The 20,351-nt window shown below is 70.7% G+C and carries 17 protein-coding genes; 9 read left to right on the top strand and 8 right to left on the bottom strand.

The features are described from left to right. Positions 1-4: 4 nt before the first annotated feature. The 3 genes from ACSQ1L_RS11845 to ACSQ1L_RS11835 all read right to left on the bottom strand — a co-directional run bounded on the left by ACSQ1L_RS11845 (position 5) and on the right by ACSQ1L_RS11835 (position 5,122). Positions 5-532: a porin family protein gene (locus ACSQ1L_RS11845; protein WP_435994947.1), complete on the bottom strand. Its 528-nt coding sequence runs from the start codon at positions 530-532 to the stop codon at positions 5-7. A 185-nt stretch (positions 533-717) separates the two neighbouring features. Beyond that, entirely contained in the window at positions 718-3,450 is a 2,733-nt protein-coding gene (gene ppdK / locus ACSQ1L_RS11840) for a pyruvate, phosphate dikinase (protein ID WP_435994946.1), read from the bottom strand. A gap of 409 nt (positions 3,451-3,859) precedes the next feature. Beyond that, positions 3,860-5,122: an alpha/beta fold hydrolase gene (locus tag ACSQ1L_RS11835; RefSeq protein WP_435994945.1), complete on the bottom strand. Its 1,263-nt coding sequence runs from the start codon at positions 5,120-5,122 to the stop codon at positions 3,860-3,862. 132 nt (positions 5,123-5,254) lie between these two features. On the opposite strand from ACSQ1L_RS11835, the gene ACSQ1L_RS11830 reads away from it, so the two are divergent. From ACSQ1L_RS11830 to ACSQ1L_RS11820, 3 genes are all read left to right on the top strand, one after another. Beyond that, positions 5,255-6,334: a site-specific DNA-methyltransferase gene (locus ACSQ1L_RS11830; RefSeq protein WP_435994944.1), complete on the top strand. Its 1,080-nt coding sequence runs from the start codon at positions 5,255-5,257 to the stop codon at positions 6,332-6,334. Positions 6,335-6,470: 136 nt separating this feature from the next. Next, complete coding sequence (locus tag ACSQ1L_RS11825; protein ID WP_435994943.1) at positions 6,471-7,583, top strand: glycosyltransferase family 4 protein; 1,113 nt, start codon at positions 6,471-6,473, stop codon at positions 7,581-7,583. 111 nt (positions 7,584-7,694) lie between these two features. After that, the gene (locus ACSQ1L_RS11820) at positions 7,695-9,842 is read left to right on the top strand and encodes an amylo-alpha-1,6-glucosidase (RefSeq protein WP_435994942.1); all 2,148 of its coding nucleotides are present in this window, start codon (positions 7,695-7,697) and stop codon (positions 9,840-9,842) included. Here the strand turns inward: ACSQ1L_RS11820 and mutY are convergent. Then, complete coding sequence (gene mutY / locus ACSQ1L_RS11815) at positions 9,839-10,903, bottom strand: A/G-specific adenine glycosylase (RefSeq protein ID WP_435994941.1); 1,065 nt, start codon at positions 10,901-10,903, stop codon at positions 9,839-9,841. The two genes, ACSQ1L_RS11820 and mutY, sit on opposite strands and share 4 nt — an antisense overlap. 21 nt (positions 10,904-10,924) lie before the next feature. On the opposite strand from mutY, the gene ACSQ1L_RS11810 reads away from it, so the two are divergent. The 4 genes from ACSQ1L_RS11810 (at position 10,925) to smc (ending at position 16,338) form a co-directional block, all read left to right on the top strand. Continuing rightward, positions 10,925-11,491 (top strand): DUF721 domain-containing protein, encoded by a 567-nt coding sequence (locus ACSQ1L_RS11810; protein ID WP_435994940.1) that lies wholly within the window; start codon positions 10,925-10,927, stop codon positions 11,489-11,491. Positions 11,492-11,588: 97 nt separating this feature from the next. After that, positions 11,589-12,239 (top strand): thioredoxin domain-containing protein, encoded by a 651-nt coding sequence (locus tag ACSQ1L_RS11805; RefSeq protein ID WP_435994939.1) that lies wholly within the window; start codon positions 11,589-11,591, stop codon positions 12,237-12,239. A 7-nt stretch (positions 12,240-12,246) separates the two neighbouring features. Continuing rightward, positions 12,247-12,885, top strand: a complete 639-nt coding sequence (locus ACSQ1L_RS11800) for a thioredoxin domain-containing protein (RefSeq protein WP_435994938.1) — start codon at positions 12,247-12,249, stop codon at positions 12,883-12,885. A gap of 12 nt (positions 12,886-12,897) precedes the next feature. Then, on the top strand, positions 12,898-16,338 hold the full coding sequence (gene smc / locus ACSQ1L_RS11795; RefSeq protein WP_435994937.1) for a chromosome segregation protein SMC: 3,441 nt from the start codon (positions 12,898-12,900) through the stop codon (positions 16,336-16,338). Between the two features lie 3 nt (positions 16,339-16,341). On the opposite strand, the gene ACSQ1L_RS11790 is transcribed toward smc, so the two are convergent. The 3 genes from ACSQ1L_RS11790 to ACSQ1L_RS11780 all read right to left on the bottom strand — a co-directional run bounded on the left by ACSQ1L_RS11790 (position 16,342) and on the right by ACSQ1L_RS11780 (position 18,167). Beyond that, positions 16,342-16,866, bottom strand: coding sequence for a hypothetical protein (locus tag ACSQ1L_RS11790; RefSeq protein ID WP_435994936.1), 525 nt, complete (start codon positions 16,864-16,866; stop codon positions 16,342-16,344). A gap of 73 nt (positions 16,867-16,939) precedes the next feature. Continuing rightward, the gene (locus ACSQ1L_RS11785; RefSeq protein ID WP_435994935.1) at positions 16,940-17,416 is read right to left on the bottom strand and encodes a GNAT family N-acetyltransferase; all 477 of its coding nucleotides are present in this window, start codon (positions 17,414-17,416) and stop codon (positions 16,940-16,942) included. Between the two features lie 31 nt (positions 17,417-17,447). Beyond that, on the bottom strand, positions 17,448-18,167 hold the full coding sequence (locus tag ACSQ1L_RS11780; RefSeq protein WP_435994934.1) for a WecB/TagA/CpsF family glycosyltransferase: 720 nt from the start codon (positions 18,165-18,167) through the stop codon (positions 17,448-17,450). 48 nt (positions 18,168-18,215) lie between these two features. On the opposite strand from ACSQ1L_RS11780, the gene ACSQ1L_RS11775 reads away from it, so the two are divergent. Together ACSQ1L_RS11775 and ACSQ1L_RS11770 are read left to right on the top strand one after the other, a co-directional pair. Further along, the gene (locus ACSQ1L_RS11775; protein ID WP_435994933.1) at positions 18,216-18,659 is read left to right on the top strand and encodes a hypothetical protein; all 444 of its coding nucleotides are present in this window, start codon (positions 18,216-18,218) and stop codon (positions 18,657-18,659) included. Positions 18,660-18,772: 113 nt separating this feature from the next. Further along, positions 18,773-19,246 carry a hypothetical protein gene (locus ACSQ1L_RS11770; protein ID WP_435994932.1) on the top strand — a complete coding sequence of 158 codons (474 nt, stop codon included), beginning with the start codon at positions 18,773-18,775 and terminating at the stop codon, positions 19,244-19,246. A 5-nt stretch (positions 19,247-19,251) separates the two neighbouring features. On the opposite strand, the gene murG is transcribed toward ACSQ1L_RS11770, so the two are convergent. Continuing rightward, positions 19,252-20,346: an undecaprenyldiphospho-muramoylpentapeptide beta-N-acetylglucosaminyltransferase gene (gene murG, locus ACSQ1L_RS11765; protein ID WP_435994931.1), complete on the bottom strand. Its 1,095-nt coding sequence runs from the start codon at positions 20,344-20,346 to the stop codon at positions 19,252-19,254. Positions 20,347-20,351 lie beyond the last annotated feature (5 nt).

The following is a 20,351-nucleotide window of genomic DNA, read 5'->3' as shown; positions in this document are numbered from 1 at the left end:
GCGCCTAGAAGCGACGCACGTAGCTGACGCCGTAGGTGTCGAGCTCGCCGCCGTCGTCTTCGCGGAAGTCGCGGCGGGTCCAGTCGGCGCGGACGCCGTTCTGGCCGTCGAAGAACCAGTTGGCCCCGGCGCCGTAGTTGATGCTCTCGCCGTCGGTGCTGGTCTCGACGCCGGCCACATCGGCCTTGATCGAGGTGGTGCCGTAGCCGACGCGGCCGAACAGTTCGACGTTGGGGCTCACGGGCACGGTGCCGACCACGTAGGCGGCGGCGTCGTATTCATGCTCGAGCGAGCCCTCGACGCCGGCGATGGTGACGTCGTCATCCTTGACGCCCATCGAGGCCTCGCCCTCGATGCCGATAAAGGGGGTGAAGCGGTAGCCGAGGCGGCCGGTGACCGCGCCGAGGCTGCCGTCGTCGCCGTCCAGGTGGGTGTAGCCGACCGAGCCGGTCACCGGGGAGACGGGATCCTGAGCCATCGCCGGCGCGGCGATCAAAGTAAGAGCAGCAGTCGCGAGAAGAACGTTACGCATTGTTTCTATCCTCTAGATGTGGCCACTTCTACGGTGACCAGCCCCATCCAGCGGGAGACAAATGGGCGGACGTTCGAGGCGTTCCAGAGGCCGGAAACAACTTGAAGCCAACTGTGCACGGTATGGCACAGACGCCGATACGCCAATCGTGACCTTCTCGTGACCTTATATCGGCGTTCCGGTTTCTATCGGTCCTTTTCACGTTCCGTGCCGGCCCTGGCGTGCAGGGCGGCCTGGGCGGCGGCGAGGCGGGCGATGGGCACGCGGTAGGGCGAGCAGCTGACGTAGGCCAGGCCGACCTCCTCGCAGAAGGCGATCGACGAGGGATCGCCGCCGTGCTCGCCGCAGATGCCCATCTTGATGTCCGGCCGCGCCGCCCCGCCGCGCTCGGCGGCGATGCGGATCAGGTCGCCGACGCCGTCGCGGTCGAGGCGGACGAACGGGTCGGTCTCGAAGATGCCCTTGTCCATATAGGCCTGCAGGAACCGGCCGGAGTCGTCGCGGCTGATGCCGAAGGTGGTCTGGGTCAGGTCGTTGGTGCCGAAGGAGAAGAACTCGGCGTGCTCGGCCAGGTCGGCGGCGCGCAGGGCGGCGCGGGGCAGTTCGATCATGGTTCCGACCAGATAGGCGATCGACTGGCCGGACGCGGCGAAGACTTCGCGCGCGACCCGGTCGGTCAGTTCGCGCAGGTATTTCATCTCCAGGCTGAGGGCGACCAGCGGGTGCATGATCTCCGGCAGCGGCGCCTCGCCGGACTTCGCCTGCACCTCCAGCGCCGCCTCGAGGATGGCGCGGACCTGCATTTCGTAGATTTCGGGATAGGCCACGCCGAGGCGGCAGCCGCGGTGGCCGAGCATCGGATTGGTCTCGTGCAGGTCGCGGGCGCGGCGCTTCAGCTTGGCGGCGTCCAGCCCCTGCGTCGCGGCGAGGGCGTCGATCTCGGCGTCGCTGTGCGGGATGAACTCGTGCAGCGGCGGGTCAAGCAGGCGGACGGTGACGGGCAAGCCGGCCATGATCTGGAACAGCTCGACGAAGTCGGCCTTCTGGAACGGCGCGATCTTGGCCAGGGCGGCGCGGCGGCCCGCCTCGTCATCGGCGAGGATCATCTCGCGCACCGCGGCGATGCGGGCGTCGTCGAAGAACATGTGCTCGGTCCGGCACAGGCCGATGCCCTCGGCCCCGAAGCCGCGCGCGGTCCTGGCGTCCAGCGGCGTCTCGGCGTTGGCGCGCACCTTCAGCCGACGGACCTTGTCGGCCCAGGCCATCAGCGTCTGGAAGTCGCCGGTCAGTTCGGGCTCGATCATGGCCACGGCGCCGTCCAGCACTTCGCCCTTCGAACCATCGATGGTGATGATTTCGCCGGCGCTGAAGGTGCGGCCCCGGGCGGTGAAGGTCCCGGCCCGCTCGTCGATGCGGATCTCTCCGGCGCCGGATACACAGGGACGGCCCATGCCGCGGGCGACCACCGCGGCGTGGCTGGTCATGCCGCCACGGGCGGTGACGATGCCGCGCGCCGCGTGCATGCCGTGGATGTCCTCGGGGCTGGTTTCCTCGCGCACCAGAATGACCGCGTCGCCGAGCTGGGACAGCCGCTCGGCCTCGTCGGCGTCGAACACCACCTTGCCGGTGGCCGCGCCCGGCGAGGCCGGCAGGCCGGCGGCCACGACCTTGCGCTCGGCCTTCGGATCGAGGGTCGGGTGCAGCAGCTGGTCCAGCGCCGCCGGTTCGACCCGGCCGATGGCCTCCTCCTGCGAGATCACGCCCTCGGCGGCGAGATCGACGGCCACTTTCAACGCGGCCTTGGCGGTGCGCTTGCCGTTGCGGGTCTGCAGCATCCACAGCCGACCCTGCTCGACCGTGAATTCAATGTCCTGCATGTCGCGATAATGGGATTCAAGCTTCCCGACGACTTCAACGAATTGGCCGAACACCTCCGGCATGGCCTCTTCCATCGAAGGCGCGGTCTCGCCCATCTCCTCGCGTCCCGCCCGGGTCAGCGACTGGGGCGTACGGATGCCGGCGACGACGTCCTCGCCCTGGGCGTTGATCAGGAACTCGCCGTACAGTTTCGACTCGCCGGTCGACGGATTGCGGGTGAAGGCGACGCCGGTGGCCGAGGTGTCGCCCATGTTGCCGAACACCATCGACTGGACATTGACCGCCGTGCCCCAGCTCTCGGGGATGTCGTGCATGCGGCGATAGAATTTGGCCCGGTCGTTCATCCAGCTGGCGAAGACGGCCGAAACCGCGCCCCACAACTGGTCGTGGGGGTCCTGCGGGAAGGCGTGGCCGAGGCGGTCCTCGACGACCTGCTTGTATTCGGCGACGACCTTCTCCCAGTCGGCGGCGGACAGGTCCGTGTCGATGGTGACGCCGAGGCGGTCCTTATGGTCGTCCAGCACCTCCTCGAAGTCGTCATGGCTGAGGCCCAGCACGACGTTGGAGTACATGGTGATGAAGCGCCGGTAGCTGTCGAGGGCGAAGCGGCGGTCGCCGGACAGGGCCGCCAGCCCCTCCACGGTCTCGTCGTTGAGGCCGAGATTGAGGACCGTATCCATCATCCCCGGCATGGAGGCGCGGGCTCCCGAACGGACCGAGACCAGCAGCGGGTTCTTCGGATCGCCGAAGGTCTTGCCGACCACGGTCTCGACCTTCTTCAGGCCGGCGGCCACCTGGGCCTCAAGGTCGGCGGGATAGCTCTGGCCGTTCGAATAGTAGTGGACGCAGGCCTCGGTGGTGATGGTGAAGCCCGGCGGCACCGGCAGGCCCAGCGACGACATCTCGGCCAGGTTCGCGCCCTTGCCGCCGAGCAGGTTCTTCATCGACGCGTCGCCGTCGGCGGAGCCGCCGCCGAAACCGTACACCCACTGAGTCATCCGTAAGCCCCTGAGCCTTGGTCGAACGCGGAGGATTCGCATCCCTCGCGGTGCAGGGCCCCGCTTACCGCGCCGAACGCGGCAAGGCGAGGCTGAGGGCGTAACAAAACGTGAGCGGCTGTGACGGTTCCGGGCCGGGCGGGCCGAAAGGCCCTGTCGCCCGAAAATCGCGAAACCCTGTCATCCCGACACTCCCGCACCCGAGGCGCCTCCTTCCGTGGGAGAGAGGATGCTGCTCCGGGGACGGCGATGGCGGCCCCTCCCTTCTGTTCCGCCATACAAGCACGCGCCTGCGTCAGAAGCGGACGCAATCTATTCCGCGGGCCGTTCGACGAAGCCGTGAAGGGGTGCGGGATGGCAGGAAACGGCGCCGATGTGTCGGGATGGCAGGGTACGGGTTGGCCGCATCCGTTGTCCGTACGGGTGTCGTCAGCACGCCGGTGGGTCGGGGTCAGATCGGACGTGCGGAAGGCCGCATGCCGAGGATCGGCCCGTCGCGATCTTCCGGGTCGCCGTCCGGCCGCCCGGGCGGGGCCAGGTCGGCGTCCGGAGACAGGAAGGAGCGGCGGGAGACAGCCGGAGCGCGGCTGCGCAGCAGGCCGACGAACTCGGCGAAGTCGCCGATCTGCTCGTTGTAGAAGCCCGCCTTCTCCACCGGGCCCATATGCCCGGCCGCCTCGACCCGGACCAGCCGGGCCTGCGGCAGGGCGGCGGCGATGGCCTCGCCGGCGTGGTCCCTGGTGATCAGGTCGCGGCCGCCGACGAAGACCAGGGCCGGGACGTCGATCCGCGGCAGTTCGTCGGTCACGGACCAGTGCAGCATGGCGAGGACGCCGCGCGCCTGCACGGCCGGCGAGTTCTTGGTGATCAGGCGAGCGGTGCGATCCAGCTGCTCCCGCGTCGGGCGGGCGCCGAAGGCGGTGAGTCGGGCCGCCAGATGGGTCGAGCCGCTGAGCCAGGCCTGCCAGTTCAGCGCCCACAGCGCCGGCGACAGAACCATGTCCAGCTTGCAGGCGAGTTCGACCACCGACTGCAGCGGCCTGAACACCCGCGAGAAGATCATCGTCTCCAGCGGATTGGTGTGGGTGGTGTTCTCCAGCACGATGGCGGCCACGCGGCGGTTCAGCAATTCGGGATGGCGTGCGCAGAAGGCCTGCACCGTCATGCCGCCGATGCTGTGGCCGACGAGGATGATGGGACGGTCCTCCGGCAGGCTGTCGATCACGGCGTGCAGGTCTTCGGCGAAGCCTTCGATCGAATAGCCGGCCGTCGGCCGACCGGAGCGGCCCAGGCCGGGAAGGTCCCAGAAGACCAGGCCGAAGCGGGCGCCCAGATCGGCCCGCGCCTCGGCCCAGATACGGGCCGAGAGCCCCCAGCCGTGGGTGAAGAGCAGGATCGGCCCTTTTTTCGCGCCTTCCATCTCGACATGCAGGACGGCGCCGTCGGCGCCGGGTATCGCCACACCCTCGGCCCGGCGGGCGAGCGCCGTGGCCTCTCCCCTCCCCAGCAGCATCAGGACGGGAATCCGGCCGAGCAGACTGACGGCCATCAGCCCCGCGCCCCACCACAGGCGGGCGTTCGGAGGCTCGGCCAGCCCGAGGGTCTCGGCCACATGATCGGCGTCGTACCAGCTCCACAGCAGCCAGACGGCGATCGCGAAGACGGCCAGCGAGGCGATGGCGAAAAGACGCTGGAGAAGGGAAAACAGGACCATTGGCGACTTTCGGGAGGCGTTCGCTTCCAACACCTCCCGCCCCTTGATCGTTCCGTGAAGATGCGCGGGCTAACCCCCTCTTAACCGCGATGATTCACCACTTGATCTCCAAGCTGTACGGGATCGAGTAATATGTCCGGGTTGAAGACCGACGTCGTTCTGAGGGGCGACTGCATCGAGGTGCTGAAGGGCCTGCCCGACGCGTCCGTCGACATGGTCTTCGCCGACCCGCCCTATAACCTGCAGCTGGGCGGCGACCTGCTGCGGCCCGACAACAGCCTGGTCGACGCGGTCGACGACGACTGGGACAAGTTCGACAGCTTCGCGGCCTATGACGCCTTCACCCGCGCCTGGCTGACGGAATGCCGCCGGGTCCTGAAGCCGGAGGGCTCGATCTGGGTAATCGGGAGCTATCACAATGTCTTCCGGCTGGGCTCGGCGATCCAGGACCTCGGCTTCTGGGTGCTGAACGACATCATCTGGCGCAAGTCGAACCCGATGCCGAACTTCAAGGGCACGCGGTTCACCAACGCCCACGAGACGCTGATCTGGGCCGCGCGGAGCCGCGAGCAGAAGCGCTACACCTTCAACTACGACGCGCTGAAGGCCTTCAACGAAGACACCCAGATGCGCTCGGACTGGACCTTCGCCCTGTGCACCGGGGAGGAGCGGATCAAGGACGCGGACGGCAAGAAGGCCCATCCGACCCAGAAGCCTGAGGCCCTGCTGCACCGGGTGCTGCTGGCGGCGACCCGGCCCGGCGACGTCGTGCTGGATCCCTTCTTCGGCACCGGCACGACGGGCGCGGCCGCCAAGCGGCTGGGCCGCCATTTCATCGGCATCGAACGCGACGAGGGCTACGCCAAGGTGGCCGAGAAGCGGATCAAGGCGGTGGTCCCCGCGGCGCCCGAGGACCTGGCGGTCATGGGCTCCAAACGAGCCGAGCCCAAGGTGCCGTTCGGGGCGCTGGTCGAAGCCGGCCTGCTGCGACCCGGCGACCGGCTGTATTGCCCCAAGGGCGAGCGCGAGGCGCGGGTGCGGGCCGATGGGTCCCTGGTGTCCGGCTCGCTGAGCGGGTCGATCCACAAAATGGGCGCCCTGTTCGAGAACGCGCCGGCCTGCAACGGCTGGACCTACTGGCGTTTCAAGTCCGATCAAGGACTTAGGTCGATCGATACGCTGCGGGCCGAGGTCCGCGCCGGAATGCAGTGACCCGCGACCGATTGTCGTAACCCTGTAACTGACAGAGAAATAACGCGAAAACCGTCGTTAGTCGGCGGAACCGCGCGCCCGGCGCAGGGTTGATTACTCGCGGTCGCTTCCCCGTCGGCCGCGGGAACCCATCGCCATGAAGATCGCCCAGGTCACGCCCCTGTATGAAGCCGTTCCGCCCAAATTGTACGGCGGCACCGAGCGCGTGGTGGCGCACCTCACCGACGCCCTGGTCGACCTCGGCCACGACGTGACCCTGTTCGCCGCCGCCGACGCCGAAACGCGGGCGCGGCTGGTCCCGGTGCGGGATCAGGCCATCCGGCTGGACCCCAGCCCGCTGAAGTCGGATCTGGCGGCGCACATGACCGCCTTGTCGGAGGTGCTGAAGCGCGTCGACGAGTTCGACGTGATCCATTTCCACACCGACATGGTCCACTTCCCCTTCTTCGCGCGCCACGCGGACAAGACCGTCACCACCCTGCACGGCCGGCTGGACCTCAAGGACCTGGCTCCGGTCTACGAACGCTGGAACGAGTTCGGGCTGGTGTCGATTTCCGACGACCAGCGACGCCCGCTGCCGCTGGCCAACTGGAAGGCGACAGTCCACCACGGCATGCCCGGCGAGCTGTACCGGTTCTCTCCTGAGGCGCGCGGCTATCTGGCCTTCCTCGGCCGCATCTCGCCCGAGAAGCGGCCGGACCGGGCCATCGAGGTCGCGACCAAGCTGAACAAGCCGCTGAAGATAGCGGCCAAGGTGGACGCCCAGGACAAGGTCTATTGGGAGACCGTCATCCGGCCCATGGTCGAGAACAATCCGCTGGTGGAGTTCGTCGGCGAGATCGGCGACCATCAGAAATCGGCCTTCCTGGGCGGGGCCGAAGCCCTTCTGTTCCCGATCGACTGGCCCGAGCCGTTCGGCCTGGTGATGATCGAGGCCATGGCCTGCGGCACCCCGGTGGTGGCGTTCCGCTGCGGGTCCGTGCCGGAGATCGTCGAGGACGGCGCCACGGGCTATCTGGTCGACACGGTCGAGCAGGCCATCGCCGCCGCCGGACGGGCGCACCTGCTGGACCGCGAGGCGATCCGGGCGCGGTTCGACCTGCGCTTTTCGGCCACGGCCATGGCCCGCGGCTATCTCGACGTCTACGGCGACCTGCTGGCCCGGCGCCCGTTCGCGGAGGAGCCGCTGACCGACGTGGTCACCCCGCTGCGGCCGCGCGAGGGCCGTAGCTTCGCCACCCTGGGCTGACGCGTGGTCTGAACCTCCGGCGGTTTTGTCCATTAGCGTATCCATGCGGTCATCGCGGGGGCCGCGTTTGTCCGGCCCCGGCAGGCTCACCACTGGTTCGAGGTTCTCCGCATGGACGACGCCTATAATGTTCAGGTCACGGCCGCCGAATCGCAGGACGCGGACGGTCTCGAACAGCTGATGGCGCTGAAGGACGCAGACACCTTTCTGGTCGCCGACATCTGGGGCGACATGAAGGGCGGCGCCGACGGCCTGTTCGACAGCGACACCCGGCTGCTGTCGCGCTTCGTGATGACGGCGGGGCTGGCGCGGCCGTCGCGGCTGAGCTCGGGCATCAGCCAGGACAACGTCTTCTTCACCGCCCATTCGACCAACCGGCCGCTGCCGCCGATGGGCGGCCGCTCGGCCCCGGCGGGGGTTCTGCATATCGAGCGGCGGCGGTTCGTCCGCGACCGGCGGATGTTCGAGCGCATCCGGGTGCTCAACCACGGCGTCGAGGACGTGCTGCTGCCGCTGGCGTTCGACTTCGCGGCGGACTTCTCCGACATCTTCGAGGTGCGCGGCTCGCCGCGGCCGAAGCGCGGAACGCAGGAGGCGCCGATCGCGGACGGCCGCCGGGTGACGTTCCGCTACCGGGGCGTGGACGGAGTCGAGCGCACCAGTTGCCTGGCCTTCTCCGAACCGCCGGCCCGGCTGACCCCGTCGCGTGCCGAGTTCATGTTCAGCCTGCCCAAGGCGCGTGGGCTGGACCTCTATGTCGAATGCGGGCTGGACGCGTGCGAGGCCCCAGACGAGGCGCGGTTCCGGCTCAACGCCGTGCAGGCGCGGGTGGCCATGCGCACGCGGCGCCGGCGCGGGGCCTCGGTGCGGGGGCCGCGCAATCCGCGCTTCAACGACTGGCTGGACCAGTCCCGCGCCGACGTGGCCCTGCTGACCACCGACCTGCCCACCGGCCCCTACCCCTATGCGGGGGTGCCGTGGTTCTCGACGCCGTTCGGGCGCGACGGGATCATCACCGCCTGGCAGATGCTGTGGATCGACCCCAGCCTGGCCAAGGGGGTGCTGAACTACCTCGCCATGCGGCAGGCGACGGATTTCTCCGCCTTCCAGGATTCCGCGCCCGGCAAGATCATGCATGAGACGCGGCGCGGCGAGATGAGCGCCCTGGGAGAGGTGCCGTTCGGCCTCTATTACGGCGGCGTCGACACCACCTGTCTGTTCGTGGCGCTGGCCGGGGCCTATCTGAAGCGCACCGGCGACGTGGCGACCATCCGCGCCCTGTGGCCCAACCTGATCGCCGCCGTCGGCTGGATGCACGACCACGGGGACATCCAGGGCGACGGGCTGATCAGCTACCAGCGGGCGGCCGAAACGGGGCTGTCGAACCAGGGCTGGAAGGATTCCGAGGACTCGATCTTCCACCGCGACGGGCGCTTCCCGAAGGGGCCGATCGCGCTGCTGGAGGTGCAGGGTTACGCCTATGCGGCCTGGCAGGCGATGGCCGACATGGCCCGGACCGTCGGCGACGAGCGCCAGGCCGAATGGGCCGGGCGCGCCGGCGCGGTGCAGGCGCTGGTCGAGGAGCGGTTCTGGATGGAGGACGAGCAGTTCTACGCCATCGCCCTGGACGGAGACGGCCAGCAGTGCCGTTCGATCGGGTCGAACGCGGGACACCTGCTGTTCACCGGTCTGCCGTCGCGCGAACGGGCCCGGCTGGTGACCAAGCGGATGCTGGGAGCCGAGTTCCGCTCGGGCTGGGGCCTGCGGACACTGGCGACAGGTCAGGCCCGGTTCAATCCGATGAGCTATCACAACGGCTCGGTCTGGCCGCACGACACCGCCATGGCGGCGGCCGGCATGGCGCACTACGGCGAGCGTCGAGCGGTGGCCCTGCTGATGGGCGAAATCTTCTCGGCCGCGACGCATTTCCACCTGCGTCTGCCCGAGCTGTTCTGCGGCTTCGAGCGTATTCCGGGCGAGCCGCCGATCGCCTATCCGGTGGCCTGCCTGCCGCAGGCGTGGGCGGCCGGCTCGGTGTTCCTGATGCTGCAAGCCGCCCTCGGCGTCCGCATCGACGCCATAGAAGGGCTGGTGGAGGTCGAAAAGCCGCTGCTGCCCTCGGGCATCGATCGGCTGCACATCACCAATCTGCAGGTCGGCGACGGGCTCGTGGATCTCGCCTTCGAGCAATTGGGCACCCACACGGTCGCCATTCCGAAGCGGCGTGAGGGGCCGGTGTCGGTGCGCACCATCGGCTAGGTCAGGCCGCGCTCCAGCGCCTTGCGGAAGACGGTGGGCAGTGAAGCCAGGGCCTCTTCCACCGGCGTCCAGACAAAGGGACCGACGCCCTCTCCCGCCCTGACCTCCAGCGTCAGGGCGAAATGGGTGAAGACATGCTCCACGGCGCCGGCGTCGCGCCAGGTCGCGGGCGCGGGAGGCGCGGCCTCGGCGGGCGTGGCGGCCCAGTCGGACGTCGGCAGGCCGAGCATGCCGCCGAGCAGACCCTTCCCCGGCCGCTGGACGAGGGCGACATGGCCATCCGCGTCCCGCAGGACCCAGGCCACGCCGTGGCGGCGCGGGCGCTCGGCCTTCTTCGCTTTCAACGGGAAGCGTTCGGGCTGGCCTGACTGGAAGCCGGCGCACCACGACGTCAGCGGACAGCGCTCGCAGAGCGGCCGGCCCGGCCGGCACACAGTGGCGCCGAGGTCCATCAGGGCCTGGGCCCAATCGCCGGGCCGGTCTTCCCCGACCAGCGCCCCCGCCAGCCGCTTGTGCTCCGGCTTCGCACCCGGCAGCGGGGTCTCGACGGCGAACAGGCGGGCCATGACGCGCTCGACATTGCCGTCCACCACATTGGCCGGGCGGCCGAAGGCGATGGCGGCGACGGCGGCGGCGGTGTAGGCGCCCACGCCGGGCAGGGCCAGCAGGCCGGCTTCGGTATCGGGGAAGACGCCGCCGTGCTGACCTGCGACCGCGCGGGCGCAGGCCAGCAGGTTGCGGGCCCGGGCGTAGTAGCCGAGCCCGGCCCAGGCGGCCATGACCTCGGCGTCGCCGGCCGCCGCGAGGTCCGACACCGTCGGCCAGCGCGCGGTGAAGGCCAGGAAATAGGGTGTGGCGTGCGGCGTGGTGGTCTGCTGCAGCATCACCTCCGACAGCCAGACCCGGTAGGGGTCGGGGCGGCCGTCGCCCGGCCCGGCACGCCATGCGAGGGTCCGCCGGTGGACATCGTACCAGTCCAGCAGGGCTGCGCGGATGGCCGCCTTCCGGCCGGAGCCTTCGTCGACGACCTGTGCGGGGACTTGAACCGGGACGGGGGGCATTCCCCGCGCTATAAACCGGAAATGCCCCGCACGCTGCCCACAGACGCCGAGGTCCGCGAAATCCTGTCGCGACGGCGCACGCGCCCCGCGCCGCGACCGGCGCCGAAGGCCGGGCGGGCGCTGCAGGGGCTGATCAGGGAGCTGGACGCGAAATTCGGCCGCGGCGCCTCGGCGCTTGAGCCGCGCTGGACGGAGATCGTCGGCGAGCGGCTGGCGCGGGTGACGCGGCCGCAGAAGCTGAGCAAGGGGCGCGGCGGCGCCGGCGGGACGCTGGAGCTGCGGGTGGCCGGTCCGGCCGCCTTGCTGGTGCAGCACCAGTCGGAGGACATCCTGCAGCGGGTCAACCTGTTCCTGGGCCCGGGAAGCGTCGAGAAGCTGCGCATCGCCCAGGGACCGGTTAAGCCGCCGGTCGGGCTGGCGTCGCCGGTTCGCCCGCGCACAGCCGCCCGGCCGCTGCCCGCCCGTCAGGAAGCCGAACTGAAGGCCGCTGTCGCTGACGCTCCCGATCCGCTGAAGGGCCCGCTGGAGCGGCTGGGACGCGCCGTTCTGGGCGATCCGCAGAAGGGCCGTGACCGCGCGGGCGATTGACAAAACTTCGCCGCTTCTGTTCTCGAAAACCCCTGTGCGCGCATTTCCGGGGGAATCGCGCGAAACTCTCCATCCCCGTGCCAGTGAGGACGACGCCATGAGCGCCACGACCCGATACGCCGCGATGAGCCGCCGCGCCGCGATGACCGCCGCCGCCCTGACCGCCATGGTCGCGCTGGCCGGCTGCAACAGCGGCGGAGCCGGAACGGCCGCCGATGGCGACATGGCCCTGGGCGCTCCGGAGGGAGCCAAGGTCACCGTCGTCGAATACGCCTCGGTCACCTGCCACGTCTGCGCGGCCTGGCAGGAAGAGAACTGGGAGGGCTTCAAGACCCGTTACGTCGACACCAACAAGGTGCGCTACGTGTTCCGCGAAATCCCCACGCCGCCCGCCGAGGTCGCGGTCGCCGGCTTCCTGATCGCCCGCTGCGCCGGATCGGACAAATATTTCGACGTCGTGCACGAACTACTGGCCAGCCAGGAGCAGATGCGGGGTGATCCCCGCGCCACCCTGTTCCGGGTCGGCAACGGCGCCGGCCTGAGCAACGAGCGCATCCAGCAATGCATCACCGACGAGGCCGCGCTCGCGGCCGCCGAGGAACGCGCCCAGGCGGCGTTCGGCGCCGGCGTCGAAGGCACCCCCACCTTCTTCGTCAACGGGACCAAGGTGACCACCCCCGGTTCGCAGTCGGGCACCAGCCTGGACGACCTGTCCAAGGCCATCGACGCCGAACTGGCCAAGAGCTGACCGGCCCATGGCGCGGCTGTCGCGAGTCCTGCTGACCCTGCTGATCGCGATCGCCGCGCCGACGCTGGCGCTCGCCCAGACGGTCGAGCCGGTGCGTCCGGGCGACCGGACGCTGGGCTCGGCCGACGCGCCGGTGACGCTGACGGTCTATCTGTCGACGACCTGCAGCCACTGCGCCGCCTGGCACACCCGGGACTTCCCGGACTTCAAGGCGCGGTTCGTCGATACGGGGCAGGTGCGGATCGTCTACCGCGACCTGCCGACGCCGCCGCAGGAGATCGCCACCGTCGGCGCCGTGATGGCCCGTTGCGTGCCGGAGGACCGGTACGACGCCGTCCTGGACACCCTCTATCGGGGCCACGCACAACTGTTCGCCCAGCCCGGATCGCCGCCGCGGCCAGCCGTCATGACCTGGCTGTCCGCCGCCGGTCAGGCCGGGGGGCTGACGCGGGAGCAGATGAACGCCTGCTTCTCGAACGAGGCCTCGTTCACCGAGGTGGATGAACGCGCCGCCCAGTCGTTCGCGGACGGCGTCGACACCACACCCAGCTTCTTCATCAACGGCGAGCCCGTGCCGGACACGATGACGGCGCGCGACGTGGCCGCGTTCGAACCCCTGATCCAGCCGCTGCTCGACGGCCGGTGACCCGCTAGCCGAATGCAGTTCCAGCGCCTCCGGCTCGTCGGTTTCAAGTCCTTCGTCGATCCCGCCGAGGTGCATATCGAGCCGGGCCTGACCGGCGTGGTCGGCCCCAACGGCTGCGGCAAGTCCAATGTGCTGGAAAGCCTGCGCTGGGTCATGGGGGCCAATTCGGCCAAGGCCATGCGCGGCCAGGGCATGGACGACGTGATCTTCGCCGGCGCCGCCAACCGCCCCCCGCGCAGCCACGCCGAAGTTCAGCTGACCATCGACAACGCCCAGCGCCGGGCGCCGCAGCCGTTCACCGACAGTCCCGTGCTGGAGGTGTCCCGCCGCATCGACCGCGGCCAGGGCTCGACCTACCGGATCAACGGCAAGGAGGTGCGCGCCCGCGACGTGCAACTGCTGTTCGCCGACGCCTCGACGGGGGCCAACAGCCCCGCGCTGGTGCGCCAGGGGCAGATCAGCGAACTGATCGCCGCCAAGCCGCAGAACCGCCGCCGCATCCTCGAGGAGGCCGGCGGCGTCGCCGGCCTGCACACCCGGCGGCACGAGGCCGAACTGCGGCTGAAGGCGGCCGAGGCCAACCTGGAGCGGCTGGACGACATCGGCCGCGAACTGGAGACCACCCTGACCCGACTGAAGCGCGAAGCGCGGCAGGCGGAGAAGTACAAGAAGATTTCGGCCGAGATCCGCGCCCTGCAGGCGGCGCTGCTGTTCGTGCGCTGGAATGATGCGCGGGTTGCGGCGGAAGGCGCGGCGCAGGAGCTGGCCGAGGCCGACCGCGCGGTGCTGGAGGCCACCACCGCCTCGGGTCGGGCCCAGACGGCCTCGCTGAACGCCCAGGAGGCGCTGAAGCCGGCTCGCGAGGAGGATGCGGTCGCCGGCGCCCTGCTGCACCGCGCCTCGCTGGAACGCGACCGGCTGGACATGGCCGAGCAGGCGGCGCGGGCCGAGGTCGAGCGGTTGACCGCCGAAGCCGCGCGCATCGCCGCCGACATCGAGCGCGAGACCGCCATGGCCGGGGACGCCGGCGACGAACTGACCCGGCTCGGCGCGGCGCTCGAGGCCTTGCAGGGCGAGATGGCGGCCGCGCCCGCGCGCGCGCCGGAACTGGAGGCGGCGCTGGCCGCGGCGGAAGACGCGCGCAAGGCGGCCGACGCCGAGGTCGAGCGGGTGGCCGGAGCGGTGGCGGCGGTGGAGGCGCGGGTCTCGGCCGAGAGCGCCCGCAAGCGCGACGCCGAGGCGCGAGTGGCGCGGGCCGAGGCCCAGCTCTCCTCCGCGAAGGCCGAACGCGAGGCTCTGGGCCCGCTGGAGACGCCGGAAATCGAGGCCGCCCGGGCGGCGCTGGAACAGGCGCAGGCCGAACTGGCCGCCGTGCGCCTGGCGGTCGACGCGGCGGAAGCCGACCGCGGCGACAAGGCCCGGGGCGAACAGGAGGCGCGGCAGGCGGCGCGGGCGGCCGAGGACCGGCTAGGCCGGCTGCAGACCGAGGCGCGGGGCCTCGCCCAGCTGCTGGTGCAGGGCAAGCGGGAGCACCCGCCGGCGCTGGACCGGGTGCAGGCCGACAAGGGCTATGAGGCCGCGCTGGCGGCGGCGCTGGGCGACGATCTGGACGCGGCGCTGGACGCCCGGGCGGCGGCCTACTGGGCCGGGGCGGAGGCGCCCTCCCCGTCGTGGCCGAAGGGGGTGGAGCCGCTGGCCGGCCATGTGACGGCGCCCGACCAGCTGAGGGCGCGGCTGGCGCTGTGCGGGGTGGCGGCGCGCGAGGATATCGCGGGGCTGGCGAAAACGCTGCCGGTGGGCGCGCGGCTGGTCACCCGCGAGGGCGACCTGTGGCGTTGGGACGGCTTTGTGCAGCGCGCCGAGGCCCCCCGTCCGGCGGCGGTGCGGCTGGCCCAGCGCACCCGGCTGTCGGAACTTGAAGCCGAGATCGACGAGGGCAAGCCGGCGCTGGAGGCGGCGCAGGGCGCGCTGAAGGCGACGACAGAGGCGTTCCGCCAGGCCGAGGAGGCGGTGAAGGCGGCCCGGGCCGCCCCGTTCGCGCTGGACAAGGCCGCGACCGCCGCCCGCGACCGCGTCGAGGCGCTGGGCCGCGAACAGGCGCGCAAGGAGGCCCGGGCGCAGGCGCTGGACGAGACTCTGGCGCGGCTGGAGACCGAGGTCGAGGCGGCGCAGACGGCGCTGGCGGAGGCCCAGGGCGTGGAAGCGCCGTCGGAGACGCTGGACGGATTGCGGGCAGAACTGACGGCGGCGCGGACGGCGGCGGACGCGGCGCGCGGTGCGGCGGCCACGGCGCGGGTCGAGCGCGACGCCGAGGCGCGCGAGGTGGCCGGGCGGCAGTCGCGGCTCGAGGGGCTGAGCCGCGAACGCGACGGCTGGACGGCGCGAGCCAGGGACTCCAGGACCCGCATCGTCGCGCTGGAGAAGGATGCCGAGAAGACAGCCGCCCGGCTGAAGGCGGCGGCGGAGGCCCCGGTGCAGCTGGCGGCGCAGCGCTCGTCGCTGCTCGACGCCCTGACCACGGCCGAGACCCGCCGCAAGGCGGCGGCGGACGCGCTGGCGCTGGCGGAGGGTCAGGCCGGCGAGGCGGACCGCTCGGCGCGGGCGGCCGAGGCGGCGGCCTCCTCGGCGCGGGAGGCGCGGGCCGGGCTGGCGGCGCGGGCCGAGGCGGCCGCCGAGAAGCTGGCCGAGACCGAGGCCAACGTCCGCGAGACGGCGCAGATGTCCCCCGAGGAGCTGGGCCAGAAGCTGACCGACGACGCCATCGCCCGCCCGCCGGACGCCGCGGGGGCCGAGAGCCTGCTCTACGGGCTGGAGCGCGAGCGCGAGGGGCTGGGGCCGGTCAACCTGCGCGCCGAGGACGAGGCGGGCGAGTACGGCGACCGGCTGCAGACCATGAAGGTCGAGCGCTCGGACCTGACCAGCGCCATCGCCAAGTTGCGCGACGGCATCGACGAGTTGAACGCGGAGGGCCGCGAACGGCTGGTGGCGGCGTTCGACATCATCAACGAGAACTTCAAGACCTTGTTCGAGGCCCTGTTCGGCGGCGGCCAGGCCGAGCTGAAGCTGGTCGAGAGCGACGATCCGCTGGAGGCGGGGCTGGAGATCTACGCCTGCCCGCCGGGCAAGCGGCTGTCGGTGATGAGCCTGATGTCGGGCGGCGAGCAGGCGCTGACGGCGGCGGCGCTGATCTTTGCGGTGTTTCTGGCCAATCCGGCGCCGGTCTGCGTGCTGGACGAGGTCGATGCGCCGCTGGACGACGCCAACGTCGACCGCTTCTGCCGCATGCTGGACGAGATGCGGAAGCGCACCGACACGCGCTTCATCGTCATCACCCACAACCCGGTGACCATGAGCCGGATGGACCGCCTCTACGGCGTCACCATGCCTGAACGGGGCGTGAGCCAACTGGTCAGCGTGGACCTGACCCAGGCGGAAGAAATCGTGGCGGCGTAGACCCTACCAGCCGCTCGACCCGGACGCCTCGATCCGGTCGATCTCCTTCACCGCCCGATCCCTGAACAGCATCAGGGTGGACAGAACATGGCCCCGTGTGGTGCCAAGCGCGCTGTGCTCCAGCCGGTACAGCGCCGGCGTGCTGTCGACGCGGCCGAACGCCAGCCAGCCGTCGTTGTCGAGCCACCACGCCTCGATGTCGGCGGGTTGATCGACACGGACCGACAACAGCATGCTGCCGCAATTCCGTTCCGGCATCGGCCGCTCCGGCGCCGGACAGCTGACCTCGCGCACCATGACGCCGGGCAGGTCGGGCCAGTCGATGCGGCTGACGCGGATCTGTTCGGTGTCCGGGATGTCGGTCCAGACACCGCCGGCCTCAGCCGTCAGTTCCTGCAGCTCGGCGCTGGTGACGCCGTTCCACCAGGTGCGGTTCAGTTCGCTGCTCCAGTCCGGTTCCTGGGCGGCCGCGGGTGCAGCCATCACCGCCAGTGCGCACAGGGCGGATGTAGAAGACAGGCGCAGCATCGGAATCCCCCTCCGGTTCAGAGGTCAGATTTCATCGATATGCGGCCGCTGTCCAGCCCACGAAAGCTGACCGTCAGGATTGGACGACGCCGGTTTCCCGCACGAAGTGGAAGGCCGTGATCGCGTACCCCTCGCGGAAATAGAAGCGGTGGGCGCGGGTGCGGTGCGTGCCGGAGATCAGGGTCGTGGTGGGGCAGCCGAGCGCCACGGCCTGATCGTTGAGCCAGCGGAGCATGGCCGCGCCGTAGCCCTTCGATCGGTGCGCCTCGTCCGAGACCAGATCCTCGATCTCGAGACGCCAGCCGCAGTAGGTGGTCTCGAACACCCGCCAGAGGGCGATGGCGCGGACCTGACCGTCGTCCACGACCTGGGCCAGCCGCGCGCCGTCGGGGATCAGCCGCTCGATCTGGGCGGGGTAGTCCGCCTCCAGCAACGGTCGCAGCTGGCGATGCAGGGCCTCGCCGGCGAGCAGGAGCGGCCGGCGCCCGTCGGGGTCGTCCACGCTCAGCGCTTCGGAGGTGCGGAAGTCGATACGGGTGAAGGCGGACATCCGCCAAGCTTGAGACGGTCCGGGGTCGCGTTCAACCCCGCCCCAGCACCTCGTGGCGGAGGAACAGGCCGAAGATGGCCGGGCCCTCGAGGACATAGCGGCGGAACATGCGGCGCGGCTGGCTCATCAGGCGGTGCAGCCACTCCAGCGACAGCTGCTGATAGAGGCGCGGGGCGCGCTGCTGGCGGCCGGTCAGGAAGTCGACCGAGGCGCCGACGCACAGGGTCACCCCGGTCTTGCGGCCGGCGGCGCGCAGGGCGTGGGCGAAGCGCTCCTGCTTCGGGAAGGAGACGCAGGCCAGCAACACGTCCCAGTCGGCGCGGGCGGCCTCGTCGACAGCGGCGATCCAGGCCGGAGTCCCCGGCGTCAGCATCGGCGCGTCGACGAGGGTGAAGCGGCGGCGGGGATAGCGGGCCACGAGGTCGTCGAAGGCGGCGCGGTCGGGGCCGAACACGCCGATGGTCAGGTCGTGATCCGAGGCCAGCAGGTCGGCCGTCAGGTCGGAGCCCGGATAGACCGCCAGCGCCTTGCCCCGAAGCCGGGCCAGGTGGGCGAGGATGCGGCTGTCGCACAGCTTGAGATCGGCGGAGCGGTAGACATCGGCCTCGACCCGGCCGTCCATCAACTTGATGACGTGATCGACATTGGGCGTGACCACATAGGCATAGGGTCCGCGCGCCATGGCGGCGACCCGCCCCAGAAGCGCGGGCCGGTCTCCGTCAGCGAAGTCGAGCGTCATGAAACGTGTCATGACGAGAAGCCTAGTCGCGCCCCGGTCAACGTCCGGTTACGATCACGCATGATCCTCGCCGCGCTCGCCCTGCTGATGTCGCCTCCCGCCGAGCCTCACCGGTTCGTCTACCTGGGCTCGGGCCGCTACGCCCAGTACGCCGACCTGACCAGCCTGACGCCGGAAGGGTCGGGCGGGCGCATCCGCGTGTTCCAGGTGGTCGAGCCCGATTTTCGCGCGGCGGGGGCCGGCTATTGGGGCGGCTGGTCGTGGTGGCGCTTCGATTGCAGCCCGGGAGGCAGGATTGACCGGCTCGACTTCGCGGCCGTCCGTGAAGGCGGCGGGGAAGGGCCTGCGATGGTGGACGATGCGCCCGCCTATGAAGCGGCGCCGGGCGGCGACGCCTTCGAGATCATGGCCGCGGCCTGCAATCCTGAAGACTACGATACCGACGCCACCACGCTCGAGGAGGCGGTCGCCCACGGCCGCGCCCAGCTGGCGATCAACGGCTAGCCGGTTCCGCCCGGCCGGTGGTTGATGAACGAGGGCGTGGGATCGCCCCCGCAGGTTTGCATAACGTCATTTTCGGAGGATAGTCGGCGCGGGGATCTGGAGGGGATTGTTCCATGAATACAGCACTTAAGATTGCATTTGCAGGCGCTTTCCTGTTTGCCGCGACACCGGCCGCCGCCCAGGACGCGACCCCCGGGCTCGACGGGCCGATGCGCCAGGTGTTCGCCGCACCCGCCGCGGCGGGCTATATGACGGCGCCCGTGCAGGACGGCGCTCTGACGCGCGTCTGGACGTGGCTGTTCCTCAAGGACGCCATACCCGCCGGAGCCGACACGCTGGCGCTGGAGTGGGAAATCGACTGCGCCGCGCGCACCTCGCGGACGGTTCGCACCGCGCTCTATGCCGGCGACAGGCACATCAAGACCGATGGGGGGCAGGCCGAACGTTCGGCGCCCGCCGCGGGCTCCCCGGCCGTCATCACCCTGGAGGCGGCCTGCGCGACAGGACGGGCGCGAACAACGCCGGTGGCCAACGCCGCGGCGGCGCGGGAAGCGGCCAATCTGCTGTTCGCAGCCCGCGCCGGCTAGTTCGATCAGGCGAGACGCGCCGCCGCCTCGACCATGTCCGCCAGCGAACGGGTGGCGTCCGGCAGGGCGGTGGAACGCGCGCCCCGGCTCATCGCCTCGAGCCTTCCGGGGTCGTCGAGGATGGCTTCGAGCGCGGCGGTCAGACGGTCGACCGTGACGTCGTCCTCCAACATCACCTCGGCCCCGCCGGAGTCGGCGAGGCTGGCGGCGTTGAAGCGCTGGTGGTCGTCCATGGCGATCTTCAGCGGGATCAGCACGGACGGCAGGCCCGCCACGGCCAGTTCCGAACAGGTCGAGGCCCCCGCCCGGCCGATGACCAGATGGGCTGCGGACAGGCGGGCGGCCATGTCGCGGAAGAAGGGGGCGACCTCGGCGTCGATGCCGGCCTCGAGATAGATCTGGCGGGCGGCCTCGAGGGAGTCGGGGCGGGACTGCTGCTGCACCTTCAGCCGCGACCGGATCGGCTCCGGCAGGGCCGCGAGCGCCCGGGGCGCGGTCTCGGAGAGGATGCGGGCGCCCTGGCTGCCGCCGGTGACCAGCACCCGGATCGGCTGGCCGGGCGCGGGGGCGGCGAAGGGGCGGTCGTAGAGGGCGCGGATGTCCGGACGCACCGGATTGCCGATCAGCGTCACCCGCGCGCCCATCCCCTGGGGGACCTTCTGCAGGTTGGGGAAGGACGAGGCGACCGCGCCGACGTAGGGCGCCAGCCAGCGGTTGGTGCGGCCGAGCACCGCGTTCTGCTCGTGCAGCAGGGTGGGCCGGCGCTGGCTGAGCGCCGCCAGCAAGGCCGGCGCCGACGGGTAGCCGCCGAAACCGACCACCACCGCCGCGTCGAACCGTTTCAACGCCGCCCGGGCCTGAACCACGCCCCGCACGATGGTCAGGCCGGCCATGGCCAGCCCGATCGGCCCGCGCCCGGTGGCGGCGTCGAGGGCGATCCGCTCCTCGGCGGGGAAGGCGTGGGCGTACTGTTCGCCCCGGTGGTCGGTAGCCAGAACGATGCGCCAGCCCCGCGCCGCCAGTTCGCGGGACAGCGCCTCGGCGGGGAACATGTGCCCGCCGGTGCCTCCGGCGGCGACGACGCAGACTTTGGAGGTCATGGCGC

This window comes from Brevundimonas sp. LjRoot202 (assembly GCF_964253355.1).
In the GTDB taxonomy this organism is placed as follows: Bacteria; Pseudomonadota; Alphaproteobacteria; order Caulobacterales; family Caulobacteraceae; genus Brevundimonas.
This window is presented reverse-complemented; position numbering and strand designations above follow the sequence as displayed.